Below are 18116 nucleotides of genomic sequence, written 5' to 3' on the forward strand. Positions count from 1 at the left end.
TAGAGTGGTGGAGGAAAAACGATGGATATGATTTTAGTAAAGGGCGGCAACCGTCTAGCAGGAACAGTTAAAGTAGAAGGCGCGAAGAATGCAGTGTTACCTATTTTAACGGCATCTATATTAGCGGATCAGGGTGTAAGTACTTTTACCAATGTACCGCAGTTATCAGATGTTGATACCATCAGTCATGTACTTGATGGTTTGAATGTCAGCGTGAAGCAGGTAGCGGCCGATACATATGAAGTAGATGCAACGTCAGAGCTTAAGTCGACGGCGAGTTATGAATATGTCAGTAAAATGAGAGCGAGTATCTTAGTGATGGGGCCTCTTCTTGCCAGATTGGGTCACGCACGGGTGGCTCAGCCAGGAGGCTGTGCTATCGGGTCACGTCCTATCGAACAGCATTTAAAAGGGTTATCCGCATTAGGCGCAGTGATTGAACAGGAAAATGGTTATTTAGTCGGCCGGGTGGATGGCCGTCTGCAGGGGGCTAATATTTATCTTGATTTCCCGAGTGTCGGCGCGACACAGAATATTGTGATGGCAGCTACACTTGCTGAAGGAACTACAGTGATTGCCAATGTCGCAAGAGAACCTGAAATTGTTGACCTCGTCGAATATTTAAATGCGATGGGTGCACGCATTACAGGTGCAGGTACAGATACATTGATCATTGAAGGCGTCGAACGTTTAACTGGCGCCGCGCATACGATTGTGCCGGATCGTATAGAAGCAGGGACTTATATGATTGCAGCAGCGATTACGCGCGGTGATGTCGTGGTGGAAGGAGCCCGTACGGAACACATGACCTCTCTGATCTCCAAACTGCAGGAGATGGGCGTTACAATCTCTGAAGAAGAACAGGGTCTGCGAGTGACGGTTAACCAGCCTCTTAAAGGCGTTGAAGTTAAAACAATGCCGCATCCAGGATTCCCGACTGATATGCAGGCCCAGATGACCGCACTGATGATGACAGCAGAGACGGAGAGCCGCATGACTGAAACAGTATTCGAAAATCGTTTCATGCATATCGATGAATTCATGAAGATGAACGGCAACACTAGAGTCAGTGACCGCACTGCTTTTATACGGCAAAGTGAGCTGCACGGTGCATCGGTAAAATCAACGGATTTACGAGCAGCTGCTGCATTGATTCTTGCCGGACTGGTCGCAGAAGGTTATACGCGTGTGACTGAGCTGAAGCACCTTGACCGTGGGTACGTTAACTTCCACGGTAAACTTAAGCAGCTGGGGGCAGATATTGAACGTACGGCAGAAGATAAAGTAGAGGTGAGGTAGAAAAATGGCTAATTATTCAGGTAATGAAGTTGTTCACCGCAAAATACCGATGTTTATGACGATTATGATTATACTCGCACTGGCACTTATTCTGTTTTTAACCGGCCTGATGATGGGCTACGGCGTTCTTCATTCACCATTCGGCATCTTTAATCCGAATACATGGACACATATTTTTGAACTGACAGGGAGCTTGAATTAGATGGAAACTATTCTGACTTTTGATGAAATCAAAAAAATTATTCCGCATCGTTATCCATTTTTGCTGATTGACCGTGTTGTTGAACTGGAAGAAGGTAAACGTTGTGTAGGGATGAAACAAGTAAGTGGGAATGAGCCTTTCTTTCAAGGACATTTCCCGGACTATGCTGTAATGCCTGGCGTTCTCATTGTTGAGGCACTCGCGCAAGTAGGTGCAGTTGCGATGCTTGACATGGAGGCGAACAAAGGGAAGATCGCTTTGTTTGCGGGCATTGATAAATGCCGCTTTAAGAAACAGGTGACACCTGGAGACACGCTGAGATTAGAGGTAGAGATCTCTAAGATTAAAGGGCCCATCGGAAAAGGAACGGCGACCGCAACAGTGGACGGCGCAGTCGCTTGCAGCTGTGAAATTACATTTGCATTAACGGATGCTCAAGAATAAGCGCAACCCCCTATCACACAGTGTGGTAGGGGGTTTCTTTCGGATGAAACGGCTAAATAAAGTCCCGCAAAAGTAGTTTGCGGGACTTTGCTTAGTCTTTTTCTCTTAAAATCGGTTTAGAGACCATCATGCGATTAAAGGTGCTGATCAGTTCATCACCTGTCAGTTTATCTTCAACAAGTTGTTCGAGCAACTGTTCTGCGTAAGCCTGCCTTGGTGTATAAATATGACATTCAAAAATAACTGAAATCTTATCATTTAATTCTTTGATGTTTTTGATAGTGGCTTCAAATAGAGCGGGATCATTGGAGGCGCGTGTAATGACCACTCTTGTATCCAGGACAGTCTGATTTTCTTGATAAGCCTCCATGGTTTCTTTATGTATGCGGTCAATCAGAATTTCCAGCAACCACCCTGTGCCACTGTTCTCTTTATTAATGATGACTCCATCATGTACAGTGAACTCATGGGTGGTCTCATTTTCTACGATCTGAAACCTGAGTGCTTTAAATGTTTTCATGGATTGATCCTCCTTTCACCCATTATATAGTTTGCTTGACTGTAATTCAAAAAGTTATCAATTTTCCTGAAATGTCAGAAATAAGTCGTAGTTTTTCATCAAATACAAGTAATTTATCAGAAACTGCATAACTACAGCCGCTGAATAATAAAAACAGTGATTTTTCAATTTATTTCGGTCAGGTTATAGTGGGGATAGAAAGGAGGTGACACATGATCAATAAAGTCGTACTTGTCGGACGCCTGGCGAATGCACCGAAATCGAATCAGCAATCTAATAAAAATAGTGTACAGTGTGTAACATTTCCGCTTGCTATTGAACGAGGATATAAACCTCGCGATGAGCAGGCTCAGACCGTGGATTTCCTCCACTGCAAAGCTTTCAACAGAACAGCAGCGAATATTTTGCAGTATTGTCGTAAAGGCTCAACGGTTTGTGTGACAGGCCAGATTCACAGCAATCGTTATCAGAAACCAGGAGAAGAGAAACCTCAGTATTTCACGGAGATTCTTATTGAGAGCATCAAGTTTCTACCGAACTTCGGTGCTATCAAAACAGGTGATATACTGCCTCAGACACCTGATGAAATCTGGAGTGAGCTATCAGATGCTGAAAAAACACATGCGATTTTGCTCGCGAAAGAAACATCAGTCAAGCAGATGATTGCTGAACAGAATACAACGCCGATAAAAACTGAACCTGTCAAGGTCATCACTGATGATGAAAGTCATGAGTTACTGCAATCATTAGATACACTCACAAATGAGACTTCACAGGAAAATGCGGAAGATGATCCGAAGGAAGCAGCCGTTCTCTCATAAGTAACTTTCTTACTCACACCCACCCCACTCACCCTTTCACACGTGCTGTCTGGAAGGGTTTTTTATTTTGATATCATTTTGTAATATCTACGTAATTTAAGGAGCTGACTTATCATTTTTCTGTAACCATAGAAATCATAAAGCGTGCTAAAGTAATATCAAGATGAAACAAAGACGGGGGACAACACAGAAATGAATAGGTTATCAGTCATTATCGGTGCTGTCATTTTGTCTGGCATTGTAGCAACAACGAATGCTGAAGCAAAAATGCAAGATTTGCAGATGGATGAATCGGTTTGGTCAATTACAGATAAATATGATAGAACGATTGAAAGTATAGAAAAGATTAATGCGGTAGATAACACCTTAATTACACCTGATCCGAAAGTTGAAGTTCTTGTAAATGGCAAGTATAAGGTAGTTAAGGGTGACACACTATCAGAAATAGCAGAGAAATGTGATGTATCAGTCAAGCAGATTCATCATTTGAACCATATTACCGGCGAACAGACATTGACTGAAGGCCGGACGCTTTTAGTCAATTAGCATTCAGCAGGAAATTAACGCCATTAGTTAATTTCTTTTTTTTAGGAAAAATAAGCCAAGCTTGATATTTTGTAATATCAGCGTAATATTACGCTTTTATCTTTTATATACCTGTAACCTATGAAATATTTTATTCTGATATATTCTTATTAATGAAAAAGCTCATTCCTAGGAGGAACAAAGTGATGAAAAAAGTATTAGCAGCATCGACTGTGGTAGCAGTAGCAGGTTCGTTCGCAGCAACAGCAAATGCAGCAGAGTATACAGTTAAATCTGGAGATACACTCTGGGCGATTTCCCAGCAATATGGTACATCAGTTGCAAATATTAAGGCTGAAAACAATTTAACTTCCAATCTGATCTTACCTAAACAAGTCTTAAAAATTAACGAAAAAACGGTTAAAGCTGCTCCTCACGACACAACACTCTATCATATCGTTGCAGGCGATACTTTAGGCAAAATTGCTGCTCAGTTCAATGTAACAGTAGCAGACCTTAAAGCTTGGAATAACTTATCCTCTGATTTGATTATCGCAGGTAAAACTTTAAAAGTCAGTGCACAACAGGCACCGGTGAAAACCTACCAGGCGCCAGCACAACAGGCGCCGGTGAAAACTTATCAGGCACCCGCACAACAGGCACCGGTGAAAACATACCAGGCACCGGCACAACAGGCGCCTAAAGCAGCAACAACTCAAACTTCAGCTGCTTCATACGCGACAAATTCCAGCGTAGATGCTCACTTGAAATTAATCATGCAGCGTGAATCAGGCGGTAACCCACGCGCGGTCAACCCTGCTGGTTACTATGGTTTATTCCAGTTCTCACCTTCCACTTGGGCAGCTGTCGGCGGTACAGGTAACCCTGCCGATGCTTCTGTTGAAGAACAATGGAAACGTGCTCGTATCCTTTATACACAATATGGTGCACAGCACTGGAGTACAGCTTATTAATCTGCCAAGACTATCTGAGGATAGTCTTTTTTTATTTGCATTCAATCTCCGGGTTCTATATGCTTAAGATAACAAAATACCTATTTACTGCTAGGGGTGCCTGATGGCTGAGATGACGATGTCAAACCCTTTACCTGATCTAGATAATGCTAGCGTAGGAAAGCGGTCGTATTTGAAGGCCTTTTTCTGCGGAAATAGGTCTTTTTTGTATGCTGAAGGAGGAATCATAATGTTTACTGATGAATTGCAACGAGAAGCGGAACCCATTATTAATGCGATTTACCATGATGCTTTTATACAAGGCATTATCAAGGGAGATATCTCAAAGGATGCAATCCGCCATTATTTAAAGGCGGATCATCTCTATCTAAATGAGTTTGCCAAAATCTACAGCCTGTTAATTGCCAAACTGGATGACCAGGCAGATATACGTTTTCTGCTTGAGCAGATTGACTTTGTTGTCAATGGTGAAGTGACTGCCCATTATACGATGGCAGATTATGTAGGGGAGGACTATACATCGATTATTGCAGGCGGCGAATGGTATCCGGCGAGTGACCACTATATCAAGCATATATATTACAATGCCTTCAAATATGATGATGCAAGCTTCACTATCTGTGCCATGGCGCCTTGTCCTTATGTGTATCAGCAGTTAGCTTTAAAAATAAAAGAAAATCACGATTTAACAGGCAACCCTCTAAAAGACTGGGTAGATTTCTACGCGGTGAATATGGATGAATTGATGGGTCATTTAAACCGCTGGGTCAATCGTTTTGCTGAAACGACGACAGAACAGAATAAAGCCATTTTAAGACGCAATTTCCTCGAGAGCTGCGTTCATGAACGTAGATTTTTCGCGATGTCCTACCATCAGGAGACATGGGATGTTTAAAACCGCGTTATCTATTGCAGGCACAGATCCGACTGGTGGTGCCGGTACGATTGTTGATGTCAAAGTCTTTCAGTCCAGAGGCGTATACGGCATGAGCGCCATTACAAGCATTGTCGCACAGAATACGCGGGGCGTGCAGCAGGTCTTCGATCAACCGGTGCATGTGCTGGAAGCTCAGCTTGAGAGTATCTACAGTGATATTGTACCGGATGCAGTCAAGACCGGTATGCTTGCGTCAAGTGAGGTCATGGATGTTGTGAGACCTTATATTGAAAAGCATCAGATCCCCTATGTCATCGATCCGGTCATGGTCGCAAAAAGCGGCGATGATCTGCTGGATGATGCAGGCAAGAACGCGGTGCGCTATAAGCTGCTCGATTTAGCGACAGTAGCGACACCGAACTTACCGGAACTCGAACGTATTCTGAACATGAAAGTGGAATCGAGAAGTGATATCGACCGTGCCGGCTCCATTTTTCTGAATGAGATCGGCAGTCAGGCTGTCATTGTAAAAGGCGGTCATATGGAAGGGGATGCCATTGATTACCTTTTTACGAAGAACGGTGTCATTGAACTGCCCGCCAGAAGGATTGCAACTTATCATACACACGGCACGGGGTGCACTTTCAGCGCAGTGATTACAGCAGAACTTGCGAAAGGCCGCTCTATAGAAGACAGTGTCCGAACTGCGAAAGCTTATATCACGAGTGCGATTCTGAACACGCCGGGACTCGGTCATGGTAACGGCCCTGTCAACCATTTCAGCTATCAGGAGGAAGAACATGAAAATCAATCAAATTAGACAAGACCAACCGCTTATCATCTGCCTGACCAATGATGTCGTCAAAAATTTCACGGCTAATGGTCTGCTGGCACTCGGTGCGAGCCCCGCTATGGCGACAGAAGTCGAAGAACTGGAAGACTTCATCAAACATGCAGGGGCGGTCCTGATCAATATCGGCTCGATTACTAAAGAGAGTATCCCCTCTATGGAAAAAGCGGCCGAAGCAGCGAATAAATGGGGTGTGCCGGTCGTCCTGGATCCTGTGGCCTGCAGTGCGACAGCATTCAGAAAAAATTTCTGTCTGAAACTCATCGAGCAATATAAGATCAGTGTCATCCGCGGCAATGCCTCAGAAATAAAAGGGCTCATTGAAGAGACGACGATGAAAGGGACAGATAGTGACTTATCGCTTGATACAGTCGCCATAGCCAAGGCAGCAGGCGAACAGCTGAAGACAGCCATCGTCGTGACAGGCGAACATGACGCTATCTATGCTCAAGGCAAGACGAAGCAGCTGTCAAACGGCACGGCAATGCTGACTAAAGTCACAGGCGGTGGATGTTTATTAGGGGCAATTGTCAGCGCTTTTATATATAATGAGGTTGAACCGACATTAGATGATTTAGTCGAAGCTGTCTCTTATTACAATATTGCAGCTGAAAAGGCGGAATCACTTGATAATGGCACTTTGCCGGGGCATTTTCAGATTAACCTGCTGGATATGTTGAACAGCACAGACGAAAATGACGTAGCGAAGAATATGCGAGTGGAAGAAGTGAGGTAATTGGAATTTAAGCGTGAGATGTTACAACTGTATTTTATCTGCGGGACCAACAATACCCGAGATATTGAAAAGGTGCTGGAGGAAGCCTTGAAAGCAGGCATTACGCTCTTCCAGTTCAGAGAAAAAGGGCAAGGTGCACTGACGGGCGAAGACAAAAAGCAGATGGCGTTCAAATTGAAAGCGCTCTGTACAGAATACGGCGTCCCTTTCATTGTAAATGATGACTGGCAGCTCGCCCTGGATGTCGATGCAGACGGGATACATTTAGGTCAGGATGATGACAAGATTGCAGATATCATTGAAAAGTTCCCTGACAAGATTATTGGCCTGTCTGTCAGCAACTTTGAGGAATATGATCAGTCTGATTTAACACATGTGGATTATATTGGTGTAGGACCCGTGTATGAAACGAGTTCAAAAAGTGATGCCAAACGTCCTGGCGGTATCGAACTGATTCGTAAGATGCGGCTTTATGACGAACAGATTCCGATTGTCGCGATTGGCGGTATCACGAATCGTAACTGCGAGATGATATTAAAAGCAGGTGCAGACGGTATCTCAACCATTTCTTCCATCGCTGCCAGTTCAAACATTGAACAAGATGTGAAGAATTATCTGGATTATTACAAATAACCGAGTTCTCTAGTTTAATCAGCACATAAAATGTGTTAAAATAACCTCTATGTGAAGAATATTATGAGGTGAAGAAATGAAGAAAAAGGCTTTGATGCCATTATTGTTCGGTATTATTATATTTTTAGCGGGCTGTGATTATTCCAAGGAGTCTAATCGGACAGGTTTCTTTTATGATACATTCGTGCATCCACTGGATCTGCTGATCCACTGGCTGGGTGCTAATATGGGTCATAACTATGGGCTTGCGATTATCGCGATCACGTTAATTGTGCGTCTGGCGTTGTTCCCATTCATGATGAGAACGTACAAAAATCAGAGCGTGATGAAAGAGAAAATGAATCTGATTCAGCCGCAATTAAAGGCAATCCAGGAAAAATCAAAACATGCACGTACACAAGAAGAGAAAATGGCTGCCAATCAGGAAATGATGACCCTATACAAAGAGAATAATATCAATCCCCTCAACATGGGCTGTCTGCCGCTGTTGATCCAGCTGCCGATTGTTACAGGTCTTTTCTATGTCCTGAAGTATCCATCAGGGGGCGGCATCACACAATATCCGGACTTCTTATGGTTTAAACTGACACAACCGGATATTTTAATGACGATCATCGCAGGTATCGTGTATGCAGCGCAGGCTTTTGTCTCTATGCAGAATATCCCTGATGAACAGAAAGCACAGATGCGTATGATGATGTTCATTTCGCCTATTATGATCATCTGGATGTCTTATATCTCACCAGCAGCACTGCCATTATACTGGGCAGTCGGCGGGGCATTCCTTGTTCTGCAGACATGGTTAGGAAATAAGTTCTACAAACAGAAAGTCCATGAAGAAATGAAGCCGCTTATCGAAGCGCATGAAGAGAACCAGGAAAAAAGAGCAAGAAATACACAAGTCAAAGCAAAAAAGAAAAAAAGGTAACTTAAAACATCGCCGATTTGGTGGTGTTTTTTTTCTTGTACGATATTCATTTGATCATATATCAAAAAAAATATATAGAATTATCTGAATAGTATGTTAAAATTTATATGGGATTTGAAAGGGGTTTCATAGATGGAAATTAAATATATTAATGAAAATGCGATGGCATGTGTGTTTGAAGAAACAATCAGCGAGCAAGTGAATCAGCAAGTCCTGGCGCTCAAACGTGCACTTGAAAGACAGCAGGTGGAGGGAATAGAAGAAATCATCACTTCTTACCACACGCTTGTTATTTACTTTAAGGATTCAATCACGCACGATGGAATAGCTGAATTGATTAACCGTCTGGATATAAGTGACCGGGCCGAGCGGACTGCGAAGGTCTATACCATTCCTGTATGTTATGACTATGGACTGGACTTGGCTGAACTGGCAGAGTACTGTGGACTTACTCCGCAGGAAGTGATTGAACGTCATACTTCCAGACAGTATTTAATCTATATGCTGGGCTTCATGCCAGGATTTCCTTTCCTCGGCGGACTGGATGCGTCCATCGCTAAATCGAGAAAAGAGACACCACGTAAAGAAATACCGGCAGGCTCTGTGGGTATCGCCAATGAACAGACCGGCATGTATCCACTTGCATCACCGGGTGGCTGGAATATTATCGGTCGAACGCCTGTCACCTTATTTGATGCAGATCGTACACCTGCTGTTTTCTATGAAGCTGGGGACTATATTCAGTTTAAAGCCGTCAGCAAAGAAGAATATACGGCAATAGAGCAAGATTCCGAGTATCAGATTGAAGTAAAGGAGGCTGAAGTATGAGTTTAAAAGTGATACAGCCCGGTCTGTTTACGACGCTGCAGGATGCAGGACGTCAAGGTGTCCAGCATTTCGGCTTAAGTCCGAGCGGGGCGATGGATTATTTCAGTTTTATGGTCTGCAATCAGCTGCTTGCTAATGAGCGTCCTGTCAGCCTTGAAATGACGATGCAAGGGGGCACATTCGAATTTGGACGTGGTAATGCCTTTATTATCACAGGTGCAGATATGCTGGCGACGCTAAATGGTAGACCGGTGAAGCATAACACCATTCACTACGCCAAGATGAATGATCAGCTGGCATTTGGCGCTGCAGTGACTGGCATGCGCACTTATCTGACAGTCAGAAACGGGTTTGATATAGAACCTGTCTATGATAGCTATGCGACGCATACTAAGATTAGGCTCGGAGGTATAAAAGGACGCGCACTGAAAGCAGGAGATGAGCTCGTCTTTTCAAAGCCGGAAAAAGTAGCAGCGAAGACCATTTATACGCCGGCATTCGATGACAACAGAATCCGGTTTATTCCTGGGCAGCAGTTTGAGCGCTTTGAAAAGTTCAAGCTGAAATCTTATACAGTATCCAGCATGTCTGACCGTATGGGCATCAGACTGGAAGGCGACGTCATCAAGGCAGAGAACTATGATATTATCTCTGAACCGGTTCAGCTCGGTTCGATACAGGTGTCGGCGTCAGGTCAGCCGATTGTACTCCTCAACGACCGTCAGACAGTAGGCGGTTACGCAAAAGTAGGAACGGTCTATTTCTATGATCTGGTAAAGCTCGTCCAGAAGAAACCAGGCGAAGAGATTCATCTCGTGCCGGGGACCTTGGAAGAAGCGATTCAAGAGAAAAAGAAGATGCTGAAATATATTGAAGATATTGATGTGCTGGCGTATAAAGGACGTTCATCAGGCAGCAAGATCCAACAATTAATTAAAAGGGTGAAATAATATGAATACTGAAAACTTAGAGACATTAATCCAGCTGATGAATGATCATCAGTTAAAAGTCATTTCATACAAAGATAAAGAAACAGAGTATCATATCGAAAAAGCAGTGCCGGCATTAGCTGCAGTACCATTGGAGGCACCTGTACAGAATGAAGTAAAAGCGGCTTCTGAAGGCTATATTCAGAAGTCACAGTTAGTCGGCACTTTCTATAATACTGAGAATGAAGACAGCACTGAGCCGCTTGTGAAAGTCGGCCAGAAAGTCGAAAAAGGGGACCGCATCGGTATCATTGAAGCGATGAAAGTCATGAATGATATCCAGGCTGAAGTATCAGGCACCATCGAAGAAATATTAGTGGAAAGTGGTACAGCAGTCAGCTATGACGAGCCGTTAGTTAAAATTAAAGAAGTATAGGGGTGTCACAATGAAAAAAGTACTGATCGCCAACAGAGGAGAAATCGCGATCCGCATTATCAGAACGTGCAAAAAGCTCGGTATCCAGACCGTCGCTGTCTATTCCACTTCTGATAAAGATGCGCTACATGTGGCTCTGGCGGATGAAGCATACTGCATCGGTCCGGCGCAGGCTCAGAAAAGTTACCTGAATATGAATCAGATCATCTCCGCAGCCATCGTCTCAAATGCAGACGCCATCCATCCGGGTTATGGTTTTCTCGCTGAAAACTCAAGCTTTGCCCGGGCATGTGCGAAACATGATATTATTTTCATCGGACCTACACCTGAGACGATTGACAAGATGGGGGATAAGGCAGAGGCAAGAAAAACGATGATCGCTGCGGGTGTCCCTGTCATCCCTGGATCTAAGGATGTCATCCCGACAGCAGAAGAAGCGGTCAAAATGGCAGAGACAGTCGGTGTACCGCTTGTCATTAAAGCAGTCGCAGGGGGCGGCGGAAAAGGCATGCGTATCGTCAATGATATGGCTGATGTTGAAAAACTGTATCACTCTGCCAAGAACGAAGCACTGAAAGCTTTCGGTGATGACAGAGTCTATATGGAAAAGTTCATCAAAACGGCACGTCATATTGAGGTGCAGGTGCTGGGTGACGGTAAAGGAGATGCTATTCATCTGTATGACCGTGACTGTTCGATACAGCGTAACAATCAGAAGCTGATTGAAGAAGCACCTGCTGTTATTGTACCGGCAGACATACGAGAAAAGATGACAAGTGATGCAGTCAGCGCAGCGAAGAACCTCCATTACCGCGGCGCCGGCACGCTGGAATTTCTTTACGTTGAAGAGACAAACGACTATTATTTCCTGGAAATGAATACAAGAGTACAAGTGGAGCATACCGTGACAGAACGTGTGACCGGTGTCGACATTATCGAAGCGCAGCTCGATATTGCACTGGATGATCATTTCCCTTTCAAACAGGAAGATATTAAAATTCACGGCTTTGCCATGGAATGCCGGATTAACGCGGAAGACCCGGCACACAACTTCAGACCGTCACCAGGTAAAGTCCAAGCTCTGCACTTACCAGGCGGACCCGGCGTCAGAATCGATACATTTCTTTATGAGAACTGCACAGTCTCTCCTTACTATGATTCGATGATTGCTAAAATCATCACGTTTGACTTAACACGTGAACGCACTATACAGAAAATGCAGACGATTCTGGATGAAACAGTGATTGCCGGCTTCGCAACGAATCTGGATTTCCAGTATCGCATCATTCAGCATCCGAACTATGTTGCCAACACACTCGATATTAAATTTCTTGAGAAGAATCACTTCCTGGAGGGATAACAGATGAAAATTGATTTGAACGCAGATCTAGGAGAAAGTTTCGGTAATTACACAATCGGTAATGACGCAGCAATCATTCCGCTCATCACTTCCGCGAATGTGGCATGTGGGATGCATGCAGGTGATTATAACGTGATGGATCAGACCATTCAACTCTGCAAAGAACACGGGATCGGTATCGGTGCACATCCCGGTTATCATGACCTGATGGGCTTTGGACGCCGTAAAGTAGAGATGTCTTATGATGAGGTTGAAGCCCTTGTCACTTATCAAGTCGGGGCGATTCAAGCATTCTGTAAGCGTCATGCAGTGAAGTTAAATCATGTTAAACCGCATGGTGCGCTCTACAATGCAACTTTTAACGACCGCAGACTTGCTGATCATATTGTTGCAGCACTTTACAGACTGGACCCTGACCTGAAAGTGATGGGCATTGCAGGCGGTCATCTCGTCCAGGCGGCAGAAGACAAGGGGATGACAGGTATTCATGAAGTCTTCGCAGACCGTAATTATGAAGAAGACGGCACACTTGTCAGTCGGACTGAGACAGACGCATTGATTCATGATGCAGAAGAAGCGACGTCTCATATCTTGCGCATGATAAACGACCAGGTCGTCAAAACGAAAACAGGTAAGCTTGTGCCGATCCAGGCAGATTCTATCTGTGTTCACGGTGATGGACCTGAAGCGCTGAGATTCGTCCATGCAATCAGAACGGCTTTACAGCAACAGGACATAAAATTGCTGATGATATAGTCAGAACAAAGGGGATGAAAGAGTGGAAAACAATACAAAATTAACAGCGGGACAAAGACGCCTGCTATTCGGTGCCATCTTCCTGATGGCAACGTCAGCGATTGGACCAGCCTTTTTGACGCAGACGACCGTCTTTACAGAGAAGTTCTTATCCAGTTTTGCCTTTGCGATCCTGGTCAGTATTATCATTGATATCGGTGCACAGCTGAATATCTGGCGCGTGCTGACTGTGACAGGAAAACGTGGCCAGGATGTAGCCAATGAAGTGGTGAACGGCTTAGGGACATTTATTTCTGTTCTGATTGTTCTGGGGGGTCTGGCCTTCAACATCGGTAATGTGGCAGGAGCTGGTCTCGGCTTTAATGCACTGTTCGGACTGGATGTGAAAGTGGGCGCGGTGATCACGGGCCTCCTCGCGATTTTAATCTTCAGTTCTAAGGGCGGGGCGAAAGTGATGGATGTCATCACACAGATACTGGGGGCGCTGATGCTCTTAGTAGTGGGCATCGTGATGATTAAAGTAAATCCGCCATACGCTGAAGCAGCTTATCGCATGGTTGCACCTGAGAATCCGGCAGCCCTCGTGATGCCGATTATTACAATTGTCGGAGGAACAGTCGGTGGTTATATCACATTTGCCGGTGCGCATCGTTTAATTGAAGATGGTATGGTCGGCCAGAGAAATCTGCCGTTTGTTACACGTGCAGCTAACTTAGGGATTTTAACAACAGGATTTATGCGTCTGTTCTTGTTTCTTGCAGTACTCGGTGTCGTCTCAACAGGGGTTAAACTGAATGCAGATAACCCGCCGGCATCTGCTTTCCAGTACGCGTTAGGAGATATCGGGCCGAAGGTTTTCGGACTTGTCCTGCTGGCGGCGGCCCTGACGTCTGTTATCGGTGCAGCTTATACGAGTGCGTCATTCCTGAATGGCTTCCATCCGATTTTCTCGAAATATAATAATATCGTCATCATCTGCTTTATCGTCTTCTCGACGATTGTATTTGTCTTTATCGGAAAACCGGTCAAACTGCTGATTTTAGCAGGGGCATTCAATGGATTGATACTACCGGTCACCTTGACAGCGATTCTGATTGCATCGCGGAAAAAATCGATTGTAGGTGACTATAAGCACCCGACATGGATGCTTGTGTTCGGTATCCTTGCAGTCCTTGTCACGCTAGGTGCAGGCTTCCTGTCCATTCAGAGTCTGGTAGAATTATGGAACCAATAACAAAGAGCTGACTGTCAAAGTCAGCTCTTTGTTATTGCCATTCTTTTTTGAATTGAGTGATAAATGTCTCCATAAATTCGTGTCTTTCTACCGCCATCTTTCGGCCTGATTCAGTGTTCATCAAGTCCTTTAATTTGAAGAGTTTCTCGTAAAAATGATTGATGGCATGTGTTTTTTCACGGTAGTCGGCCTCTTCCAGGTCTCGCGGAGGAATCAGGGGATCATACATGATATCGCCGAACTTGCCGGCATACATGAATGTCCGCGCGATGCCGATTGCACCGATGGCATCGAGACGGTCAGCATCCTGCACGACTTTGCCTTCCAGCGTTTCAAGCTTGCCGGCATTCACACCGCCTTTAAAGCTCATATATTTCAGGATATGCTTGATCGCATTCCGTTTGTCAGGGCTAAGCTCGATCTGATCGAAGAAGTTCTCGAGCCTTGTCCAGGCAGTAACAGCGTCCGTCAGTTTATCGTCAACGGTATCATGTAAGAGGGCCGCCATTTCTACAATCAGCAGGTCAGCCTGTTCTTCCCGGCCGATAGCGAGTGCCATCTTTCTCACGCGTTCGATATGAGCATAATCATGTCCGGATGAATCCCCCATATGAAAATCTTTCACGTATTGTTCAGTTTCTTTTATCATCAGTATGCCCCTTTGATATTATTTATGGGTAAAGTGTAACAACCATGAGAAGAGGTGAAGACATGTCTGGATTGACTAAAAAAGAAAAAATGTGGAGCTACGGTACACTGGCTGCACATAGTCTGTTTCTGCTTAACGTTGTGCTGCTCCCTGTCCTAAAGAATAGGCGCAATAAGTCTCGCTAACGCTTCTTTAACCTTGATCCATAATGAACGCTGTTCGTAGAGTTCCATGGTCATTTCACTGGAGAGTTTGACGTCTTCTTCAAAGGCATGACGCAGTTCACAAGCGACACCGGCGTCATAGATGAAGGCGTTGACTTCAAAGTTCAGTTCAAAACTTCGGACATCCATGTTGGCGGTACCGACGCTCGCCACTTCGTCATCGATAACGATCATCTTCGTGTGGATGAAGCCTTCTTCATAGAGAAAGATTTTACCGCCGACTTTCAGGAGTTCGCTTGCAAAAGTGGTTGTCCCCCAGTAGACAAACGGGTGATCCGGTTTATTAGGAATCATGAGATACACTTTAACACCGGAGAGTATAGCTATTTTCAAGGCATCCAGAAAGGCGGCATCCGGAATGAAGTAAGGACTCTGGATATAAATGGAATCCTTGGCGCTTGAAATCATCTTGATGTAGCCGTATTTAATCTGATGAAGTTCTTCTTCCGGGCCGCTTGAAGCAATCTGAATACCGACATCGCCGCCGCTTTTGACATCCGGAAAATACTGGGGTTCATAGCGCAGAAAGTTCCGGGTCGCCTGGGAGTTCCAGTCCAGGATAAAGCGGAGCTGCAGCGCGTTAACTGCATCCCCTTCGATGCGGAGGTGTGTGTCCCGCCAGTACCCGAATTTATCGTCCAGACCCAGGTACTCGTCCCCGACATTAAAGCCGCCGATATAACCGATACGGCCATCTATCACGACAATCTTGCGGTGGTTGCGGTTATTGAGTCTGAAGTTGATAAGAGGGAAGAAGGAAGGGAAGAAGGCTTCCACCTGCCCGCCCAGCGCCTTGAATTCCTTGAATTTGGATAAGGTAAGCGTTCTCGAACCCATATCATCGTAAAGCATACGCACTTCCACACCTTCCCGCAGCTTCACTTCAAGTGCATCGATAATCCTCTTGCCGATGCCATCCTGTTTGAAAATATAATACTGGATATGGATATGTTCTTTCGCTGCAAGGATATCAGCGATGAGATTCTCGAATTTGTCGTGACCGTCAGTCAGCACACTGACGCGGTTATCGGTCGTCAGAAAGGCAGGCTGATTGATCAGCAGCATACGAATCATATCTTTATGTTTGACGACTTCTTTGGGCGGTGAAACGAGCAGGTTATTGTCTAGGGCGTAAATCTGTTCATTGATGACGGTCTCCAGCTCCGCTTTATCACGTTCATCAAAGTAAAAGAGCTGTTCCCGGCTGATTTTCCGGCCGAAAAACAGATAGAGCAGAAAGCCGAGAAGCGGTAAGAAGAACAGAACGAAAAGCCATGCCCATGTAGAGCTCGCAGTCCGCCGCTCCAGAAAAATAATGACGAAGGCCAGGAAGATATTGATGATAAAGCCGAGAGAAAGAGCAATTGCATATATATTCGATAGCTCATTGATGATTAAATGATTCAAATGACTGATCCCTCCTTTAAGTAATCCTATTATACTATAATCCTTTCTGAAACTTTACTTCACAACTATAATATTTTCAAAAAATTTACACAAATAAGTCTTTAGTCCTATGGTAAAAAGGGAATGTTTCAGTTAGAATGAAGTTAATCAATTGACAGGAGAGAACTCTATGACGAATAAGCAGGATAAAATGAAAAATGTCGTTACGCTTTTATCGACTCTCGGCGTCAACATCACTCGAACAAAATCGCGACTGGATGTCATCCGTACATTACCGCATGTTGCCCCAGTTAAATTAAAATAAAACCTCTGATTCCTACGAATCAGAGGTTTTTTGCTTGTGGTAAAAGATACTCAGTGCAATCCCGATGCCGCTCATCACTGTCCATAGCGCACTCCCGCCGTAGCTGATGAGAGGTAAGGGAATCCCTGTGATGGGCACGAGCTGTATCGTCATTCCGACGTTCTGGAAGACGTGGAACATGAGCATGCTGATCAGTCCTGTCAGAAAGAGAGAGCTGAACGGATGATCAGCATACTGTGCCAGGCGAATCAGATGGATGAAGAGAGCTAGAAACAGAATCAGCACAAGGACTGAACCGATAAAGCCGAATTCTTCGCCGATGACCGAATAGATGAAATCGGTATGGTTTTCCGGTATATAGACCTCGCCGTGCTTAAATCCTTTGCCGAACAACCCGCCGGAACCGATCGCTTTCATGGATTCAATCAAGTGGAAACCATCACCTTCACTGTAGGCTTCAGGATTGAGCCATGAATTGATACGGCCCAGCTGATAAGTCTGAATACCTAGCCCTTTTTCGATCAGAACGGGCTTATAGAGAATGCTGAGAATCAGTGTAGCCCCGGCTGCACCGATTGTGAGCAGGAATGGAACGAGGATCTGCCAGCTGATACCTGAGACGATGATCATACCTAGAATGATGGCGAGTAACACAAGGGTCGTCCCGAGGTCATTCTGCAGCAAAATCAAGATCATCGGTACCAGTGCGACCGCTGCCACTTTCAGGATGAGATTGAAATCTGTCTGGATCGTCTTATTGAAGGTGAAGCGGTTATGACGGTAAATGACATTTGCCAGCACCAACATCAGGACGACCTTCATAAATTCTGACGGCTGCAGACTGATCGGTCCTAGTCTATACCAGCTCTTTGCACCATTGATAATCGGCGTGAAAGAGGAGTCCGGTAATATGAAAAGACCTGCTAGAGCCAGGTTGCCGACTAGATAGATCGGCCAGACAAACTGGCGCAGTTTCTTAGGCGAGAGAAACATCAGAGAAAGCGCGATGATAAAACCGAGTATATAATATAGGAACTGACGTTCTGCGAAGTTGGTTGCATACTGCTGTCCGGCCATTGCAGATGTGATCACTGTAATACTGACTGTTGCAAAAGCGATAAGCAGTACCAGTAACCACCAGTCAATCTTTTCTAGCCATTGTTTCATAGAGGTAAGCACT

Annotated in this window: 22 protein-coding genes and 1 riboswitch; of the genes, 18 read left to right on the top strand and 4 right to left on the bottom strand. The window is 44.8% G+C overall.

Annotated features, from left to right (window positions below; genetic code table 11):
* Window positions 1–21: 21 nt before the first annotated feature.
* From murA to fabZ, 3 genes are read left to right on the top strand one after another with little or no spacing between them, the layout of a single operon-like run.
* Window positions 22–1299: a UDP-N-acetylglucosamine 1-carboxyvinyltransferase gene (murA, locus tag ERX55_RS08005; RefSeq protein ID WP_133452054.1), complete on the top strand. Its 1278-nt coding sequence runs from the start codon at window positions 22–24 to the stop codon at window positions 1297–1299.
* Between the two features lie 4 nt (window positions 1300–1303).
* On the top strand, window positions 1304–1501 hold the full coding sequence (locus tag ERX55_RS08010) for a DNA-directed RNA polymerase subunit beta (RefSeq protein WP_208001517.1): 198 nt from the start codon (window positions 1304–1306) through the stop codon (window positions 1499–1501).
* Window positions 1502–1945 (top strand): 3-hydroxyacyl-ACP dehydratase FabZ, encoded by a 444-nt coding sequence (fabZ, locus tag ERX55_RS08015; protein ID WP_133452055.1) that lies wholly within the window; start codon window positions 1502–1504, stop codon window positions 1943–1945.
* 91 nt (window positions 1946–2036) lie between these two features.
* Here fabZ and ERX55_RS08020 read toward each other — a convergent pair whose 3' ends face one another.
* Complete coding sequence (locus ERX55_RS08020) at window positions 2037–2465, bottom strand: YwpF-like family protein (protein ID WP_133452056.1); 429 nt, start codon at window positions 2463–2465, stop codon at window positions 2037–2039.
* Between the two features lie 212 nt (window positions 2466–2677).
* Between ERX55_RS08020 and ERX55_RS08025 the strand changes: the two genes are divergently transcribed.
* The 14 genes from ERX55_RS08025 to ERX55_RS08090 all read left to right on the top strand — a co-directional run bounded on the left by ERX55_RS08025 (window position 2678) and on the right by ERX55_RS08090 (window position 14352).
* On the top strand, window positions 2678–3286 hold the full coding sequence (locus ERX55_RS08025) for a single-stranded DNA-binding protein (RefSeq protein WP_133452057.1): 609 nt from the start codon (window positions 2678–2680) through the stop codon (window positions 3284–3286).
* A gap of 192 nt (window positions 3287–3478) precedes the next feature.
* Window positions 3479–3832, top strand: coding sequence for a LysM peptidoglycan-binding domain-containing protein (locus ERX55_RS08030; RefSeq protein ID WP_133452058.1), 354 nt, complete (start codon window positions 3479–3481; stop codon window positions 3830–3832).
* 185 nt (window positions 3833–4017) lie between these two features.
* The gene (locus ERX55_RS08035) at window positions 4018–4785 is read left to right on the top strand and encodes a transglycosylase family protein (protein ID WP_133452059.1); all 768 of its coding nucleotides are present in this window, start codon (window positions 4018–4020) and stop codon (window positions 4783–4785) included.
* A gap of 82 nt (window positions 4786–4867) precedes the next feature.
* A riboswitch (TPP riboswitch) is annotated at window positions 4868–4963 on the top strand.
* Between the two features lie 48 nt (window positions 4964–5011).
* The gene (tenA, locus tag ERX55_RS08040) at window positions 5012–5680 is read left to right on the top strand and encodes a thiaminase II (protein ID WP_133452088.1); all 669 of its coding nucleotides are present in this window, start codon (window positions 5012–5014) and stop codon (window positions 5678–5680) included.
* Window positions 5673–6482: a bifunctional hydroxymethylpyrimidine kinase/phosphomethylpyrimidine kinase gene (gene thiD, locus ERX55_RS08045; RefSeq protein WP_133452060.1), complete on the top strand. Its 810-nt coding sequence runs from the start codon at window positions 5673–5675 to the stop codon at window positions 6480–6482. Before tenA ends, thiD begins: the two co-directional genes overlap by 8 nt.
* A complete protein-coding gene (thiM, locus tag ERX55_RS08050) occupies window positions 6463–7248 on the top strand; it encodes a hydroxyethylthiazole kinase (RefSeq protein ID WP_133452061.1) in 786 nt (261 codons plus the stop codon). The genes thiD and thiM overlap by 20 nt, the downstream gene beginning before the upstream one ends.
* Window positions 7249–7881, top strand: coding sequence for a thiamine phosphate synthase (thiE, locus tag ERX55_RS08055; RefSeq protein ID WP_243721483.1), 633 nt, complete (start codon window positions 7249–7251; stop codon window positions 7879–7881).
* Window positions 7882–7957: 76 nt separating this feature from the next.
* Entirely contained in the window at window positions 7958–8809 is an 852-nt protein-coding gene (gene yidC, locus ERX55_RS08060; protein ID WP_133452063.1) for a membrane protein insertase YidC, read from the top strand.
* A 132-nt stretch (window positions 8810–8941) separates the two neighbouring features.
* Window positions 8942–9637, top strand: a complete 696-nt coding sequence (gene pxpB, locus ERX55_RS08065; RefSeq protein ID WP_133452064.1) for a 5-oxoprolinase subunit PxpB — start codon at window positions 8942–8944, stop codon at window positions 9635–9637.
* Window positions 9634–10587 carry a 5-oxoprolinase subunit C family protein gene (locus tag ERX55_RS08070; protein ID WP_133452065.1) on the top strand — a complete coding sequence of 318 codons (954 nt, stop codon included), beginning with the start codon at window positions 9634–9636 and terminating at the stop codon, window positions 10585–10587. Before pxpB ends, ERX55_RS08070 begins: the two co-directional genes overlap by 4 nt.
* A gap of 1 nt (window position 10588) precedes the next feature.
* Complete coding sequence (locus ERX55_RS08075) at window positions 10589–11002, top strand: acetyl-CoA carboxylase biotin carboxyl carrier protein (protein ID WP_133452066.1); 414 nt, start codon at window positions 10589–10591, stop codon at window positions 11000–11002.
* Window positions 11003–11012: 10 nt separating this feature from the next.
* Window positions 11013–12362: an acetyl-CoA carboxylase biotin carboxylase subunit gene (gene accC / locus ERX55_RS08080; protein ID WP_133452067.1), complete on the top strand. Its 1350-nt coding sequence runs from the start codon at window positions 11013–11015 to the stop codon at window positions 12360–12362.
* Window positions 12363–12365: 3 nt separating this feature from the next.
* Window positions 12366–13118 carry a LamB/YcsF family protein gene (locus tag ERX55_RS08085; protein WP_133452068.1) on the top strand — a complete coding sequence of 251 codons (753 nt, stop codon included), beginning with the start codon at window positions 12366–12368 and terminating at the stop codon, window positions 13116–13118.
* A gap of 85 nt (window positions 13119–13203) precedes the next feature.
* Window positions 13204–14352: an NRAMP family divalent metal transporter gene (locus tag ERX55_RS08090; protein ID WP_133452089.1), complete on the top strand. Its 1149-nt coding sequence runs from the start codon at window positions 13204–13206 to the stop codon at window positions 14350–14352.
* A gap of 31 nt (window positions 14353–14383) precedes the next feature.
* On the opposite strand, the gene ERX55_RS08095 is transcribed toward ERX55_RS08090, so the two are convergent.
* Together ERX55_RS08095 and cls are read right to left on the bottom strand one after the other, a co-directional pair.
* Window positions 14384–15001, bottom strand: a complete 618-nt coding sequence (locus ERX55_RS08095) for an HD domain-containing protein (RefSeq protein WP_133452069.1) — start codon at window positions 14999–15001, stop codon at window positions 14384–14386.
* Window positions 15002–15156: 155 nt separating this feature from the next.
* A complete protein-coding gene (gene cls, locus ERX55_RS08100) occupies window positions 15157–16641 on the bottom strand; it encodes a cardiolipin synthase (protein ID WP_424960686.1) in 1485 nt (494 codons plus the stop codon).
* A gap of 160 nt (window positions 16642–16801) precedes the next feature.
* Here cls and ERX55_RS11565 point away from each other — a divergent pair, with 160 nt between their 5' ends.
* A complete protein-coding gene (locus ERX55_RS11565) occupies window positions 16802–16936 on the top strand; it encodes an Lmo0850 family protein (protein ID WP_229713250.1) in 135 nt (44 codons plus the stop codon).
* A gap of 12 nt (window positions 16937–16948) precedes the next feature.
* On the opposite strand, the gene rodA is transcribed toward ERX55_RS11565, so the two are convergent.
* Window positions 16949–18103: a rod shape-determining protein RodA gene (gene rodA / locus ERX55_RS08105; protein WP_133452071.1), complete on the bottom strand. Its 1155-nt coding sequence runs from the start codon at window positions 18101–18103 to the stop codon at window positions 16949–16951.
* Between the last annotated feature and the right edge of the window lie 13 nt (window positions 18104–18116).

Origin of the sequence: Macrococcus bovicus, assembly GCF_004359575.1 — a bacterium.
GTDB lineage: Bacteria > Bacillota > Bacilli > Staphylococcales > Staphylococcaceae > Macrococcus > Macrococcus bovicus.